We start from the raw sequence: 15,458 nt of genomic DNA, 5'->3' as shown, positions 1-15,458 counted from the left end.
GGAGGATTGTCCTGGCATGGAATTCCCTATTGCTCCACCTGTACACGCTTCGCGAGCGGACTTATAATGAAAAACGAATGGGGAGAATCATAAACCACTTTGTGGAAAGGGATCAACTGCGGAAAGGATTCGCCACATGGCCCATACATTGAACATAGGCAACATCCGCTGCCATATCGTGAGCGATGGCGTCCATCCGGTGGACGGCGGCGGCTTCTTTGGTCTGGTCCCCCGGGTCCTCTGGCAGCGGGTGGTGGAGCCCAACGAGCTGAACCAGGTGCCCAGCGACACCCGCTGCCTGCTGATCGAGTCCGCAGCCGGCCCCATCCTGGTGGATACCGGTCACGGCGACAAGTACAGCGCCCGGCAGCGCCAGATCATCGGCCTGGACGAGCGGCGGGGTCGCCTCCTGGCCGACATGGCCCGGGTGGGTATCCGCCCGGAAGATGTGGCCCTGGTTCTCCTGACCCATCTCCACGCCGATCACGCCGGCGGTGCCACCCGGTGGGATACCCCCGATCACAGCCCGGGCGCCGTGGTGCCCACCTTCCCCAACGCCCGCTACCTGGTCCAACGGCTGGACCTGGCTGAAGCCAGCTTCCCCAACGAGCGGACGGCTGCCACCTACCATGCCGAAAACTGGCAGATCCTCCTGGAGCGAGGACAGCTAGAGGTCATTGACGGCCCCCGAGAGCTGGCCCCTGGCGTTCGCACCGACATCGCACCGGGCCACACCGCCTCCATCCAGGTCGTCTGGGTGGAAGACCAGGGGGAGAGCCTGCTCTTCCTGGGCGACGCCTGTAGCTGGGCCGTCCACCTGGAGCGTCTGGCCTGGGTGCCCTCCTTCGACCTGGATCCCATGACCAGCATCGAGACCAAGCGGCGACTGCGCCATGAGGCCATGCGCCGGGATGCCCTGCTGGTCTTCCAGCACGACGGCCAGGTGGTCACCGGCCGGCTGGCGCCGGGGGGCCGCGGCCCTGAAGTCCGCCCGGAAATCACCCAGGCGCCCTGGTCCGATTGGACACGGGACTGACCCGGGACGGTGTTGAGCGACCGGTCACAAGTGCGGCGCGTGGTGGGCGGCGCGGGCTGAGCCTAGCCCACCAGGGGCGCCAGATCCGGTGCGTAGGTGCGCAACTGCTCCCGCAGGCGCAGCAGGGCCAGATCTTTCCCCTTGGCCTCCAACATGATGTCAAACGCCCGCTCTGTCCGCTCCATGGCCAGGAGCAGGAAATCGATAAACTCGAAAGGGTTCAGGAAGTCACTGTGCTGGTTGATCAGGGGAAACTGGAGATGCTCCTGGCCGTGGAGGATGCGACGGCGCAGGGCTGTGCGGGGCGTGCTGAAATGGACCTTGGGACGCTGGCCCGGGGGCCAGGTGGCCAGGGCCAACGCCAACGCCTCGGCCACGGGGTAGCCAGCCGGGTTCAGGCAGCGATGGTGGAGGAGATCCAGCACCAGCCGGAGGCCCGTGCGGCGATGGATCCAGAGGGAGGCATCCAGGGCGTGGTGGCGGTCGCCATTTTCCAGGGCCAGCCGCCGGCGGGTGGCCGGCCGCAGGGCGTTCACCCGCTCAGCGAAGCGGGCCCGGGTCGCCTCCGGATCCCCGAAAGTCCCGCCCACATGGATCACCACCACCGCATCTTCATCCAGGCCCATGGCGTCCAACAGCGCGGCCGCCGCGTCCAGTTCCTGGATCGACCGCTGAACCTGGCCCGGGTCCGGGCTGCCCAGCTGGACGTAAAAGGCTGGATGCAGGGTCAGGCGCAGGCGATAGGCCCGGGCCAGGTCGCCCAGGGCCGCCAGTTCCACCGCACACTCCTCGAGCTGGCGGTGGAAATCCGGCAGGTCGGGATGGGTGAGATAGGGCGCCAGTTGCCCGGCCATACGGTAAAACCGGATGTCGTGCCGATGCAGATATTCGAAGATATCCCGCAGGTAGGCCAGGCTCACGCTGAGGTGGGGCCTGTTCTGCCAGCGGCGGCTGTCGTGGGAAGGCAGCGGAGCGCCCAGCACTTTGACGGGGAAGCCAAGACGATATCGGACCATGGAAACGCCTGCCTCGGGGGATGGTTCAGGGTTTACGTAATCCGGGTCAGGGGCCAGACCAGCACATCCAGCCGCCGGGCGAAGTGGCAAAGGGGTGGCTGGGCCGGCAGGGAAAGGCCGGCCGCGGCGGCCATGGTGTTCACCTGGATGTCCGCCGCGGCGGGTTGAAGGGGCCAGGGCAGGTGATGGATCTCACCTCGATAAGCACGGCCCTGGCCGTCCACGGTGTACAGGCAATAGCGCTCGGTGAGCCAGTGCTCCAGGGTGTCGGGCCGGCTGTGATAGATGCCGTCGGTGGCCTGATAGGTGGCCACAAACTCGGCGTTGGGCGCGCCCCGGTGGGTGCGGTGGCTGTGGTAGTGGATGATGCCTTCGGTTTCCTCCAGGCGCATACGGGCTCGGAAATAGGGCAGCCGGAACAGCCACCGGGCCACCGCCACGGCCACCGGGTTGGCCGCATCCAGGCTGAAAAAGTAGACACCGGGCCGCGGCGCCTCCTCCCCGGCCAGGGTGACATAGGTGCGCACGTTCAACTCGGGAAATGCAGAAAGCCAGGGCAGGGCGGGAATACCCCGGGGCACCACACCGCTCATGCGGAAGGGTACCACACCTACCCAGGCCATCCCATCGAAGGTCTCCACCGTAAGAGGGGGCGGCACCAGGGCCTGCACCGTGGCCGCCGGCAGGGGCCAGTGGGCGAAGAGCAGGTCATGCCAGGTTTGACGCATGACCCAGGGCGAGGCCGGCAGGGGCCAGGGGCGATGGGAGACCGTGCGCAACAGGGTTTGTATCATAACCAGGCCACCCCTCCATGCAACAGGGCCAGGAGCAGAAACCACCCGGCAATGATCCAGTCCCCGCGCCGCCGTCCCAGATAGAACTGGCTGGCCGCCCGCAACAGCCACCAGCCGGCGATCCAGCCGGCCAGCCACCGCCCAAGATCACTGCCCAGCCAGCGATAGGCCAGCAGATCCACCACGCCGATGCTGACCAGGGTATAGCTGGCAGCGTGGTTCATCACCCAGGCGATGCCATACACATCTTGCCGGGTGGTTCCATAGGAGAGAGGCCCCAGGCGCAGCGGGCGCAACGGTGGACCTTCCCGGGGAATCCCATGGGAAAAGTCCAGCAGGACAGGCAGGAAAAAATGCAAGAGCCCCAGCGCCAGGGTGAAGACACCGGCACCGCCCAGGGCGACAAGCCAGATCCACATGATGCACTCGGGTCCGGTGTGGAAACGGATGGATCCACTGCGAAAACCACAGATTGCACAATTGTACCACAGGCGTGGAGACAGAACACGCCTGGTTGATGCAACCTTTCCGCCTCTGCTGCGTAATGATTGACGTCAGCGGATGGTCTTGCGGCGGCTTCCGTCCCACCCAGGGACGGAAGCGCCCAGAAGGGAGAAAGGACAAAGAAATGGAACCGATCCTGGAAAATCGCCCGGATGGCGAACAGGGTTCCGCAAAAACGTGGGCAGAACAGGCAGAGGAGCAGAAGATGCATCAGACAGCAGAGCCGAACACAGGGGTGACGCGCGGGCGTACCCTGTACCGCCATCCTACGGAGAAGCTGGTCGGCGGTGTATGTGGGGGGCTGGGCGAGTACCTGGGCCTGGATCCCTCCCTGGTGCGCATCCTGTGGGTGGTGGCGACCCTGGCCAGCGGGGGCGGCGGACTCCTGGCCTACCTGGCCCTGTGGGCGCTGCTGCCGGTGGGGACCAGCCAGGGCGGCCAGCAGCAGCCCCCGGCCCTGGAGCTGAATGAGCGCAACCTGAGCCGCGCCGCCACCCTGTTGATCCTCTTCGGCGGGCTGTGGCTGCTGGCCAACCTGGGGATCCTGCCCTGGCTATGGCGCAGCTTCTGGAACGTGGTGGGCACCATCTTCTGGCCCGGGCTGCTCATCGGGGTGGGCTATCTGCTGTTGCGCAGCGTGGGCAAAGGCAACTGGGAGCAAGGCCTGGCAGGGATGGGCAGCGGCCTCCGGGCGCGGCTGAACAGCAGCCTGCCCGGTCGGGGAGAGCTCAAGGCTGGGTTCCGTAACCTCCAGGCCCGCATCCCCCTGAAACGCAGCCGCAAGGATCGCCTCTTCATGGGCGTCTGCGGGGGCATCGGCCAGAGCCTGGGCCTGGACGCCAATCTGGTCCGATTGCTCTGGGCGGCCTTCAGCATCGGGAGCATCGGCATGGGCGTCCTGATCTACGTGGGGTTGGGGCTGCTGTTGCCGGAAGAGCCCCTGGCCAGTCGCCCGTACCTGGAAGAGGCCCAGGACGTGCCCATTGTGGACGGCTCGGCCCGGTATCACGCCTAGTACAGTCTGGCGTCAATACCACGGCAGAAATTCGGTGAGAGTTTCCCAGATGTAGCGCCGCCGAATTTCTGCCGGGATTTACTAGCCCCACCGAACGGCCCAGATCCGGTGCGTGGATTGGCCCGCCATGCACCGGATTTTTCAGTGGATCCCATACCAGCTTCCCCTTGGCGAGAGCCCCCAATGGCGGTTATAATCGCGGCCAGCGATTCCCCCGGCCTGAGGTACAGGATACCAGCTTTCATTGGAAACCATCGTAACGGTTCATGCCCCATCCGAGGAAACGATGATCCGGGCCATCCTTTTTGATCTGGACGAAACGCTCCACGACCGACGCAGCACCGTGGAGCAGGCACTGCAGGAACAGCACGCACGGCTACACGAATACCTGGGGCACATCCCCCTGGAAACCTACCTGCAGCGCTTTCTCGAACTGGACAACGTGGGACGCACCCCCAAGCCCCAGGTCTACGGCCAGATGGTGGAGGAACTTGCCATTCCCCTGTCGCCCACACTGCTGAGCGAAGACTACTACCGGCATACCTGGCGACAGCCCGTCCTGTTTCCACTGGTGCGGGATCTGCTGGCCCACTACCGCCAGCAGGGCCACGGGCTGGCCATCGTCACCAACGGCTCCACCCGCTCCCAGCAGGCCAAGCTGGCCAACAGCGGGCTGGATCGCCTGGTGGATGTCATTTTGATCTCGGAACAGGAAGGGGTGGCCAAACCAACACCCACCATCTTTCTACGTGCGGCACGACAACTGGGCGCCCGCCCCGAAGAGTGCCTCTTCGTGGGCGACAACCCCGAGGCCGACATCTGGGGCGCCCGACAGGTGGGCATGAAAACAGTCTGGCGCAAGGGGCACATCCCCTGGCCCGATCATTTGCCCCGGGTGGCAGACCACACCATCTGCGAGCCCGGTGAACTGTTCGGTGTGGATTTCAGCCGCTGGTAGTCGGCGTGCCGGCAAAAGGTGGCCGGTGGGGCCGTATTTGATCCACAGATGACCCAGATGACAGAATGGCTCCCCTGCAAAAAGGGCATTTTTGAACGCAAAGGCGCAAGGGTGCAAAGGCGCAAAGAAGCGCAGGAGAGAATCACTCGAATCCGCGTTCATTTGCGTGGGTCAGCGTCCTCATTTGACCTTCGTGCAGTAGAGCCCAGAATGACTCTGCGACAAAAAACGCCGAATGACCCGGAGCTTCCAGAGGAAAAATCGGGGGCATCGGTGGCTTGTTGCCGTAGGGGCATCTGTAGTTCCTGCAACAAAGTCCGGAAAGGGGACTTACTCCATGGGCAAGAGCACCAACTTTGTGGCCGGTTTTCTGGCCGGCCTGGCAGCCGCGGGCGTTTTCCACTATCTCTTTGGCCCCGCCCGCGGAACCACCTACGACCAACAGTACCGATCACGGCTGGACTGGGCACTGGAAGAGGGTGAAAAGGCCGCCCAGGCCCAGGAGGCAGAGTTACGCCGGGCGTACGAAATTGCCACCCGGCGCCGAATTGGAGACGCTTGAAGGACGAGGAAAGGCGCCGGTCACCCGGGGTGACCGGCCAGGGGCTGGCAGTGGGGACAGAAGTGGGTGCCCCGCTGGGCGATGACCATGCGCTGGATGGGCTGCCCGCACCGCACACAGGGCTGGCCCGTGCGCTGGAAGACTTTGTGTTCGTCCTGAAATGAGCCCGGTTGCCCGTTGGGCCGCCGGTAATTCTGCCACGGACTGTCGCCCAGGCTGCTCCCCTGGCGCTCGATGGCCTGCTGCAGGACAGAAGTCACCGCGCCGCACAGGCGCTCCACCTCCGCCGGCGCCAGGGAACCGGCCGGCCTGGCCGGATGGATCCCGGCCAGAAAGAGGGCCTCATCGGCATAGATGTTGCCCACGCCGGCCACCACCCCCTGATCCAACAGCAGCGCTTTGATGCTGGCCCGACGCCCGGCCAGTCTGCCCGTCAGGTAGGCGGCCGTAAAGTCGGTATCCAATGGTTCCGGGCCCAAATGGCCCAGAACCGTTTCGGGATCCGAGACCAGCCACAGGCGGCCAAATTTGCGGGTATCGGTGTAGTGGAGCGCCCGGCCGTCGTCCAGGGCCATGACCACATGGGTGTGGGGCGAAGGCCCGGTAGAAGCCGGCTCCAGATGCAGGCGGCCGGTCATGCGCAGATGGACGATGAGGGTATCCCCACCGGCCAGGCCCAGCAACATGAACTTCCCCCGGCGTCCAAAGTGGGCAAAGACCTGCCCCCCCATCCCCTGGCAGAAGGCATCCACAGAAGGTGTCGCAATGGTCCGGGGCCAAAAAACCTGGACGGCGGTCACCCGCCGTCCCGTGAGCGTCGGCTCCAACTCCCGGAGATAGGTTTCCACTTCAGGCAGTTCAGGCATGGCGACGGTCTCAGCTTCGCCCCCGGCTGCGCCACCACAGGGCCGACAGGGTGACGGTCAACAGGGCAGCGGTCACCTGGAGCCAGAGCAGCCTGGACCACAGGCCAGCGGGCCCGGCGGCTGAACCGGTGGCGGGCTCAATCGCCCCTGTGTCCATCGAACCGGACGGCTCTGCTCCGGTGGGAGCAGGCGGCTCGGGCGAGGGAGTCGGAGATGGGCTGGCCGTGGGGACTGGCGTGGGAGCCTGGGACGCATCCGGGGTGGCAGCCTCAGCCGGGGCTGGTTCCGCTTCTTCGACGGTGTCAATTTCTGCTTCTGCAGTGTCAGCTTCCACAGTGTCAGCGGCGGCGCCAGTATCCTCGGGCGCGACCTCCAGGGCTTGGGTCTGGGTGATGGGGACCGTGGCCGTGATCTCCGTGGTCACGGGTAGGGCCGATTCGACCGTCCCCTCGGGCACAGGGCCCGGAGGTGGCGGCAAGGCGGCCACGTCGACGGCCGGTGCGGCCATTGCGGCCACCGGCGGCGCTTCATATCCCCGGGCCGAAGGCGGTGCCACGACCCCTCCGCCGATGTCGCCTCCTCCACCGACGCCATAGCCGCCTCCCACCCCACCAGGTGGGGCCGCCTCCACGGCGGCCGGTCCCAGGCTGCGGCTACTGGTCGGCGGGTTGGTGGGCAGCGCGCTGGCGATGACGATGGATTCCGTGGTGGTTTCAGGGGTGGTGGCTTCAGGAGCGGCCTCAGGGGCGGTGGCCGCTTCTGCCTGGGCTGGCGAAGACACGGCAGCCGCTTCCACAGTGGCGACGTCCCCTTCGCCAGCTGCCCCGGCAGCGGCTTCCTCGGGCGTGGCCTGGGCCGTCTCTCCTTCATCCGCCTGGGGTGCGACGGCCATCGCCACGGCGGACGATTCGGTTGACGATTCGGTTGCCGATTCGGTTTGCGATTCGTTCTCCGAGGCAGGTTTGGCCTTGGATACAGGCGCAGCCTCGCCCTCTTCTGCAGCGACCGCGGGGGATTCGGCCTGACCAGGAGCCATCTGGGCTTCGGCTTCCACAGCGCCGGTCTCTGGCTGGCCGGGCGTCTGGGCCTTAGAAGCCGGAGTCGAGAGGGTAGTTGCGGTCATGGCCTCGGGCGCGGCCCGGGCGGTACGCTGGGCCGCGGTGGGCTGGGCCGAGGTGAGGGCCAGTGGATGACCTTGCCCGCCCTGCTGCCAGAGGCCTACTGTGGTCAGCAGCAAGAAGAGCGCCAGGCTGGCCGCCGCGGCGTTGCGCAGCCGCAGGTTCCCCGCCTGCCAGAAGCCCCACCATCCCTCTCCCACCTGGCTCAGCCAGGCTCTCCAGGAGGTGCGGGTGGGCGTGGCTGCCTCCGTGGCCGACAACGGGCTCTGGTGCACGGTGGCTTCCACCAGGTGGTGCTCCTCCAGGACAAAGGACCGGGGGAGGGAGACGGCGGGCAGTTGCTTCACCAGTTGCACCGTCCGGCGCAGCGTCTCCAGACGCCACGCCACTTCGGCATCGGCGGCCAGGGCCTGCTCGATCAGCGCACGTTCCGCCTCGGTCACAGCATTGTCAATGTAGGCGGACAGCAACTCGTCGGTAATGTGGGAATATGGCGATGATTTCATGCGAAACTGGTTGAAACGGCTATCCTGATTGCACGCGCCCCGTCAACCTTGCCCGGGCAAAATGCTTTGCCCTGGAACGCGTCCTCCACGACGATACCGATCCGACCAACCGACCTTTCTTCACTTGGCACTCTTCTTCTCACGCTCTTCGAACCCTGACACCCTTGGAGCCCTCTGTCGAAGTTCTCGGTGCCCTCGGCCTCTCTGCGGTGACAGGCCCTATTGGCGTAGAGTCATCCATCTTTGACGTTAGGACGGAATGAGCCTGGCAATAGTTCCGGCTTTTGGAGCAGGAAGTCCCGCAGCTTGGCCCGGGCCCGGCTGATGCGGGACTTCACCGTCCCCATGGGCATGCCGGTGATTTCGGCAATCTCTTCGTAGGAGTAGCCATGCACGTCGCACAGGACCAGGGCCAGCCGCTGGTCGGGCGGGAGGGAACGGATGCCAAGCTCCAGCAGGTCGCTCAACTCCATCCGCTCCACATAATCTTCCGGGCTTTCGGCTTTGTCCACCAGGTGGGTGACGTAGTCTGAATCCACCGGCAGGTCGTCCAGGCTTTCGGTGTTGGCCCGCTGGCGAGAGCGCAAGACGTCGTAGCAGGTGTTGACCACGATGCGCATCAGCCAGCTCTTGAAGTTGCCACCTTTGAACGAGTCCAGCGCCCGGTAGGCCTTGATGAAACTGTCCTGAACTGCGTCGGCGGCGGCCGCGTCGTCCTGGAGCATGCGATAGGCAACGCTGTAGGCCAGCCCCTGATAGCGCAACACCAGCTGATTGAAAGCGTCCAGCTCCCCCTCCAGGGCGCGCTGAATCAGCACCTCTTCGTCCAGTTCTTCCAGAGGTGTGTCAATCGGGCCTGAAATTGGGGGCTGCTTTTGGGTCATCAACCGGGTCTCTTCTTCCACATGTAAGGGGCCGTCCATTTGACGATTCAGAGCTCCATCAGTATACTGGTCGGGTAATCCATGCCGAAGTGGCGGAACAGGCAGACGCGCACGACTCAAAATCGTGTGGGGTAACCCGTGTGGGTTCGACTCCCACCTTCGGCACCAGCTAGCTCGCCCTTGCCGGCCCACTGATGCGCTATTATAACAAGGGTCTGGCAGGGGCGAAAACTTGATGGGGATATAAGGGGCTGTCCCAGATGGTTGGGCCGCCCGCGCCCGGGGCTCCCGAGCAGACGATGCCCGACCAGAATATCTGGGGCGTCCCCGGAAGTCATCGGTATAGGCTGGTTCAAAGACAAGATTTATGTCAACAACTGAGCATCTTCAGCCCTTTTTAATTGGACGTTCTACCGAACGCCCCAGGTCAGATACGCCCACATCGATCCAGACGTCCCCCCTCCCCCACCCAGAACGACGCCACGGCCGCTTCCACCTCCTGCTCCTGCTGCTGACGGCCCTGTTGCTCCTGGCTGCCTGCGGCCCCGAGCGAGGCGCCCGCGACGGCAACCAGCTGCGGGATGAGACCATCCGCATCGCCCAGGAATATCAGGCCGCGGGCGATTTGAATCGGGCCCAGGTGCAACTGGATGTCCTGGAGGTGGCCAACCCCAAGCAGTGGCTGCTCCTGCTGGCCGAGGAAACCATCCAGAGCGGGCAAGATCCGTCGGTGGCCACAGCCCTGGTGCGCCTGGCGTTGGATCTGGGCCTGCACTCGCCCGTCATCGCCGAATACGCGGCAGCCCAACAGATGATCCCCGAGGTCGCCCAGGCACCCGCCGCGGCGGCCCAGGCAGGGGAGGGGGCCGCCCTCCCGGCGGCTGAAATTCCGCCCCCAGCGCCGACAGCCGCGCCCACCGAGCCGCCCCTGCCCACGGCCACCCCCACGCCAGAGCCCACGCCGACGCCGGCCCCCACGCCGACGCCCGCCCGGCCCGAGGCCCGGGCCGTCAACGCGCTCAATGTGCGGCAGGGTCCCGGCACCGAATACCCCATCATCGGGGCGCTCCAGGAAGATGAAACCGTGGAGATCCTGGCCAGGAACCCGGCCCAGGACTGGTGGCAGGTACAGCTCTCCACGGGCCAGGAGGGCTGGATCTACGCCCCCTTGGTGGAGACCAGCGGCAATGTCCAGGATGTGGTGGTGGCTGCCAGCATCCCGCCGCCACCGCCCACCCCCACCCCGGCGCCCGTGGCGGCGGAGCCCACCCAGGCACCGGAGGCTCCGGCACCCGCCCCTGCCGATGGGCCCGACTTCCGGGTGGTGGAGAAACGCCTCTGGGATGTCTACGAAAACGGTGGCCGTCTGGACGGTCCGTCGGTGGTCTGCGGAGAGAAGCGCCAGTTGGTGGTCAACGTCATCGACGCCAACGGCAACCGGCTGAACGGGGTAGCCGTCCAGGTGCTCTATGGCGCCCAGGAAATTTATGTGACCGGGGCCCAGGGCAAAGGAGACGGCGTGGTGGAATTCGTCTTGGGCGCTGGCCAGGATGTCCGGGTCATCCGAGATGTGGATGGTCGGGAAGTGAGCAGCGAGGTCGCCCGGGGCCTCACCACCCGACCGGCAGAGATCCCCTACGAATACCTGATCCAGGGGCGCTACTGTACTGACGACGCCAGTTGCAAGACCTTTGTGGATGCGCCGGGATGCTACGGCCACTATAGCTGGACGGTGACTTTCCAGCGCAGCTATTGATTCTCTGCCTCGGCAACGTCCAGGGCGCCCTCCCAGTTCCCCCGAATCCTGTCCAAAACAGCGTGGTGCGGGAGACAGGCCGGGTGTGCCCTGCGTTCACACCGGGGCACACGGGGCAGACCTGTGGTTGGCCCTGGCGGCCCCACCGGACTGCAGGAGTAGCCGAATAGGCGGACACTCAGCGGTTGCCGTCAGTGGAATGTCGGGTAAAATCAAAGCCAGCCATGGTATACTGAAGGGGTATCCTGGAGGGAGATACTGAGGCGTACTGAACGGTGTACTGAACGGAGATGGTATACTGACCGGGCCGGGCATTGTTTATGCCCCAAAATCATAACCACGGTTCGCCGTATCATGTCCAATCTGGCCGCTACTGTTAAAATATCCCAGAGGTGCAAGGGGGACAGGGTCTCTGCCAAAGTCTTTTCGATGCCCCTCTGGCAGGCAGAATCCGCCGACAGTGGCGCCAACATTGCATCTGCTGACGGCGAGGAGGTTGCGTGAAAAACGAACTCATTCAATATGTACCCATTTTTGCTGGCCTGAGCGACGAAGAGCGGGAGGCCCTGGCCAACGCCTTTGTGGAAGGCCAGTGCGCGGCCCACGCCACGTTGCTGAAAGCCGGCGAACGGGGGGAGGCCATCTACCTGATCGGCCAGGGCTTTGTGGCCCTGACCTCGGCAGCCGGGCAGAGCCTGGCGACCCTGGGACCAGGCAGCCTCCTGGGGGAGGCCAGCCTCTTCTACGGGGCCCCCCTGGATTTCACCGCAGTGGCCGTGTCCGACCTTTCTTTCTGGAAGCTGTCGGACCGCCGGCTGCGGGAGCTCATCCTGCAACAGCCGTCCATCGGCATCCGGCTCAGCGAAAACTTCGGCAGCCTGATTGCCCAGATGCAGGACTACCTGATCCAGCGGCTGGCCAACACCCAGGAACTGGGCGCCCTCCCCCAGCACACCCTGGAAGCAGTTGCCCGACGCCTGCAGCCCCACCGCCTCCCCGCGGGAGAAACCCTGTACCATGCCGGTGAGCCGGCCCGGGGCCTTTACGTGATCGAGAGCGGCGCCCTGGAGCTGGTGCCCGAGGCCGGGATGCCGGAAGAGGGTCGCCAGGTACTCCGCAGCGGCACAGTGGTGGGGGCGCTGGCCCTGCTGACCGGCAAGCCCTATGCCCAGACGGCTACAGCCGTTCAGGAGAGCCGCCTCTGGCTCCTGCCGGTGGAAGACTTCCAGGCCATCAGCAGCCAGCACCCCGGGTTGCGCCGGGCCCTCAGCCGCAACCTGCGGGCTCGCCTGAGCAAGGCCGACCAGGCGGAAGCCGTGCGCCGGCTGGCCCAAATGCCCCTCTTCACCGAGGTGCCGCCCCAGATCATGCAGGCTGTGGCCCAGCGGATGGTCCTCCAGCATGTGCCCGCCGGCGAACGAGTCTACATGATGGGCGAAGCCGGCGACGCGCTCTACCTGGTGGAATCGGGCGAGATCGAGCTGACGGCGGAAAACGCCAGCGGTGTGGTGGAAGAGCTGGCCCGCATCGGCGCCGGCGGTTTCTTCGGCGAGATGGGAGTGCTGACCGGACAGATCCGGGCCGAAGACGCCACGGCCATCCGCAACACCAACCTGTGGGTGCTCTACCGCGCCGACCTGGACGAGCTCTCCAGCCAACACCCGGCCATCAGCAAAGCCCTGAACCAGGGACTGGCCTCTCGCCTGGCCACCCACGAAGAGGAATACGACGAAGAGCGGTTCCGGCGTTTTGCCCTGCTGTCGGAACTGAACCCGGTTGAGCTCCGACAGGTGGTGGAGTTCCTGCGCCCCATGCGCTACCGGAGCGGCGAGCTGATCTACCGGGCCAGCAGCCCGGCCGATACCCTCTTCCTGCTGGAAAAGGGACAGGTGCGCATCCAGCCCTTCTCCGGGGGGAGCTGGCTCTTGGGACCGGGAGAAACCTTCGGTGAGCGGGCTCTGCTCACCAACCAGCCCCACAACGCCAGCGCCATGGCCGAGACGGACGTGGACGTCTGGACCTTGAGCAAGGCCGACTTCGACATGCTGATGAACCGCTACCCCAGCCTGGCCATCAGCATGAGCCGCATGTTGAGCCAGCGTTTGACGCCGGCCGGCCCGGATCCCGCCGGCGAGGCCGGGGAAGGCGGCTACGTACCTTCGGCCACGGCCATCGCCACCAACATCCCAGCGGCCCGGCGGCGCCCTGCGCCCGCGGTCGGCCAGGTCTCGCCTCCCCCGGAGCGTACCAGCTTCGGCCAGTGGTTCAGCAGCCTGAGCACCTTTGCCAAAGTTCGTCTGGCCTTATTGATCTTGCTCCTCATCTGGCTGCTTCTGATCGCCGCGCCCTATGCCCTGGCCCAGCTTCTGCAGGGAACCAGCGTGGCCAGCGGCGCGTCCCTCTCGTCGACCAACCTGCTGGATGCCATCGAGGCCGTCTACGCGGTAGGCAGCTATGAGCTGGCCCAGCGGGACGAGCAAATGGCCCAGATGATCGCCATGGCGGATCGCCAGGTGGCCCCCACGGCCACCTACACCCCGCCACCCACCAACACGCCCATCCCGACCCCAACGCCCACCAACACGCCTGTTCCGACTCCGACGCCCACGGCCACGCCGACCCAGGTCATCGTCCAACAGGCAGCGCCACCGCCGGAGCCCACCCCCGAGCCCGAAATCCAGGCGGCTTCCCTGCCGGCCCGGGCCTGGGATCCCCGGCTGGACCAACTGGGCGTCCGGGTGGAAGAGGCCAATGTGCCGCCCGGGCAGTCCTACTGGCGCCTGATCGAGGCCCGCTGGTGGGATGAACAGGAATCCGGCGGCAAACACCACATCTACGTGGAGGTGTTGGACGAAAACGGCAACCGCATTGTGGGCCAGCCGGTGACCGTCTACTGGGGAGATGGCAGCTACACCGCCCCCACCGAAGATAAAAACCCGCCGGACTACGCCTTCAACTTCCAGATGTACGCGGCGGGCAACGCCTACAACGTCAAGGTGGAAGGTGCGCCCAGCGACATCCTGGTGGGCGCCGGCATGGGGGACCTGACCCGCCCCCGCTACGGCATTCACACTTCCTTCCTGCTGACCTTCCAACGGGTCACCCGGCCCTGAGGCCCTGGCGGCCCGGGGGATGCCGCCGATCCACGGGACAAAAAGAGACGGGGGAGCCAATGATTGGCTCCCCCGTTTTTGTCTCACCGGGACAGGCCGGCCGTCGCTTCCGGCCACCGCCTTCCCCGCTGCCTACACCTCGTGGATGCGCACGTCCTGGCGGCCGGCAATCACCTGGCGGCTGCTGGCGATGAACGGGTGTTCCTGGCCGTGTCGGGGACGCCAGATCCGACGCCACCAGCGCACCGCCACCTGATAGCTCTGCTCCACTGCCCGGGAGTAGGGAACCCCGTTGAGCCAGGCCCGCAGAAAGGTGGAGAGGCTGGGTTCGGGCATCCAGTTCACCCCCACCGCGCCGTTGACCACCTGGACGCCCAGGTCCAGCCAGGTGGGGATCAGGCTGGCCCCGTAACAGTTGAGGCCATAGACCATGCGCAGATCCAGGGCCCCGGGGGTGGTGCGGCAGGCGGCCTGGAGGGGGCCGAAGATGGCGTCCGTGCCGTAACGGCGACCTCGGTAGCCGACGAGCCCCCCTTCGTAGCCGTGGACCAGCAAGAGCAGGTCCACCCGGTGGGTCTTGCTCACCTGGAGAAGCGTGTCGGCCAGATAGGGACCGGTGGCCCATTCATCCTCCAGAATCCGCACCAGGTCGTAGCGGCCATAGGCGCCGTAGAGGTGGAGCAGCGCCTTGGCGTACTCCTCGGTGACGAAGTCGATGGCTGCCATGATCCAGGGCGGCAGCCGGATGCCGTGAATATGCCCCACGTTCTCCAGCAGGACAACCAGGGCCAACGGCCTGGCGGCATGCTTCATGGTGTGCTTATCCCTTCCGGAGCAGCCCCGAGACCAGGACTGCCGTCAATTCTGGGCCTTGACGACCCGCACCTGAAAATTGCGGGTCAGTTCGGCCATCCCTTCGGCCAGGGACTGCCAGTCCGGCGAGAGGAAGATGGTGCGTACCTGTTCCAGATCCTCCACTTCCCCGCCGCTGGTAATCTGGGGCGAATTCCCCCAGACAGTGTACCACACGTCGGACACCCGGAAGCCCAGGCGGGCCAGGCCTGGGGCCAGCTTGTTGACCAGATACTCCTGGCACGCCTGCTCTTTGCCTTCTTGCATATCGTAGCTGATCAAAACTTTGAACATGGCTCCCCCCTCTCTTTCCCGGTTCATCAAAGGCGAGTAAATCCCGGCAGAAATTCGCCGATCGGGCCTCTGGCCCGCGGCTTAACCGATCGGGCCTCTGGCCCGCGGCTTAACCGATCGGGCCTCTGGCCCGCGGCTTAACCGATCGGGCCTCTGGCCCGCGGCTTAACCGATCGGGCCTCTG

The 15,458-nt window shown here is 65.5% G+C and carries 14 protein-coding genes and 1 tRNA gene; 7 read left to right on the top strand and 8 right to left on the bottom strand.

Translation table 11 applies throughout. The annotated features are described in order from the left end of the window. The first annotated feature begins 136 nt into the window (after window positions 1-136). Complete coding sequence (locus tag FKZ61_RS19890) at window positions 137-1,036, top strand: MBL fold metallo-hydrolase (protein ID WP_141611895.1); 900 nt, start codon at window positions 137-139, stop codon at window positions 1,034-1,036. A gap of 62 nt (window positions 1,037-1,098) precedes the next feature. On the opposite strand, the gene uvsE is transcribed toward FKZ61_RS19890, so the two are convergent. The 3 genes from uvsE to FKZ61_RS19875 are packed head-to-tail and all read right to left on the bottom strand — an operon-like array spanning window position 1,099 to window position 3,265. Further along, window positions 1,099-2,052: a UV DNA damage repair endonuclease UvsE gene (uvsE, locus tag FKZ61_RS19885; RefSeq protein ID WP_141611894.1), complete on the bottom strand. Its 954-nt coding sequence runs from the start codon at window positions 2,050-2,052 to the stop codon at window positions 1,099-1,101. 32 nt (window positions 2,053-2,084) lie between these two features. Beyond that, window positions 2,085-2,846 carry a YqjF family protein gene (locus FKZ61_RS19880; protein ID WP_141611893.1) on the bottom strand — a complete coding sequence of 254 codons (762 nt, stop codon included), beginning with the start codon at window positions 2,844-2,846 and terminating at the stop codon, window positions 2,085-2,087. Beyond that, window positions 2,843-3,265, bottom strand: a complete 423-nt coding sequence (locus FKZ61_RS19875; RefSeq protein WP_141611892.1) for a hypothetical protein — start codon at window positions 3,263-3,265, stop codon at window positions 2,843-2,845. Before FKZ61_RS19875 ends, FKZ61_RS19880 begins: the two co-directional genes overlap by 4 nt. Before the next feature lie 290 nt (window positions 3,266-3,555). On the opposite strand from FKZ61_RS19875, the gene FKZ61_RS19870 reads away from it, so the two are divergent. From FKZ61_RS19870 to FKZ61_RS19860, 3 genes are all read left to right on the top strand, one after another. Then, the gene (locus FKZ61_RS19870) at window positions 3,556-4,365 is read left to right on the top strand and encodes a PspC domain-containing protein (RefSeq protein WP_211358653.1); all 810 of its coding nucleotides are present in this window, start codon (window positions 3,556-3,558) and stop codon (window positions 4,363-4,365) included. A gap of 244 nt (window positions 4,366-4,609) precedes the next feature. Beyond that, entirely contained in the window at window positions 4,610-5,323 is a 714-nt protein-coding gene (locus FKZ61_RS19865) for an HAD family hydrolase (protein ID WP_229964328.1), read from the top strand. A 337-nt stretch (window positions 5,324-5,660) separates the two neighbouring features. Then, on the top strand, window positions 5,661-5,885 hold the full coding sequence (locus tag FKZ61_RS19860) for a hypothetical protein (protein WP_141611890.1): 225 nt from the start codon (window positions 5,661-5,663) through the stop codon (window positions 5,883-5,885). A gap of 20 nt (window positions 5,886-5,905) precedes the next feature. Here FKZ61_RS19860 and mutM read toward each other — a convergent pair whose 3' ends face one another. From mutM to FKZ61_RS19845, 3 genes are all read right to left on the bottom strand, one after another. Next, a complete protein-coding gene (gene mutM / locus FKZ61_RS19855) occupies window positions 5,906-6,751 on the bottom strand; it encodes a bifunctional DNA-formamidopyrimidine glycosylase/DNA-(apurinic or apyrimidinic site) lyase (RefSeq protein WP_141611889.1) in 846 nt (281 codons plus the stop codon). Between the two features lie 10 nt (window positions 6,752-6,761). Continuing rightward, entirely contained in the window at window positions 6,762-8,375 is a 1,614-nt protein-coding gene (locus FKZ61_RS19850) for an anti-sigma factor family protein (protein WP_141611888.1), read from the bottom strand. Between the two features lie 233 nt (window positions 8,376-8,608). Further along, window positions 8,609-9,259, bottom strand: coding sequence for an RNA polymerase sigma factor (locus FKZ61_RS19845; RefSeq protein ID WP_229964327.1), 651 nt, complete (start codon window positions 9,257-9,259; stop codon window positions 8,609-8,611). Window positions 9,260-9,342: 83 nt separating this feature from the next. Here FKZ61_RS19845 and FKZ61_RS19840 point away from each other — a divergent pair. The 3 genes from FKZ61_RS19840 to FKZ61_RS19830 all read left to right on the top strand — a co-directional run bounded on the left by FKZ61_RS19840 (window position 9,343) and on the right by FKZ61_RS19830 (window position 14,128). Continuing rightward, window positions 9,343-9,427, top strand: a tRNA-Leu gene (locus FKZ61_RS19840). A gap of 199 nt (window positions 9,428-9,626) precedes the next feature. Continuing rightward, the gene (locus FKZ61_RS19835) at window positions 9,627-11,015 is read left to right on the top strand and encodes an SH3 domain-containing protein (protein WP_141611886.1); all 1,389 of its coding nucleotides are present in this window, start codon (window positions 9,627-9,629) and stop codon (window positions 11,013-11,015) included. A 500-nt stretch (window positions 11,016-11,515) separates the two neighbouring features. Beyond that, a complete protein-coding gene (locus FKZ61_RS19830) occupies window positions 11,516-14,128 on the top strand; it encodes a cyclic nucleotide-binding domain-containing protein (protein WP_170200058.1) in 2,613 nt (870 codons plus the stop codon). Window positions 14,129-14,260: 132 nt separating this feature from the next. Here FKZ61_RS19830 and FKZ61_RS19825 read toward each other — a convergent pair whose 3' ends face one another. Together FKZ61_RS19825 and FKZ61_RS19820 are read right to left on the bottom strand one after the other, a co-directional pair. Beyond that, window positions 14,261-14,941, bottom strand: a complete 681-nt coding sequence (locus FKZ61_RS19825; RefSeq protein WP_141611884.1) for a hypothetical protein — start codon at window positions 14,939-14,941, stop codon at window positions 14,261-14,263. Window positions 14,942-14,986: 45 nt separating this feature from the next. Beyond that, window positions 14,987-15,274, bottom strand: a complete 288-nt coding sequence (locus FKZ61_RS19820; protein ID WP_141611883.1) for a hypothetical protein — start codon at window positions 15,272-15,274, stop codon at window positions 14,987-14,989. Between the last annotated feature and the right edge of the window lie 184 nt (window positions 15,275-15,458).

It is taken from the genome of Litorilinea aerophila, assembly GCF_006569185.2.
Taxonomy (GTDB): domain Bacteria; phylum Chloroflexota; class Anaerolineae; order Caldilineales; family Caldilineaceae; genus Litorilinea; species Litorilinea aerophila.
Note: the sequence above shows the minus strand (reverse complement) of the source record. Positions and strands in the feature narration are given on the sequence as shown.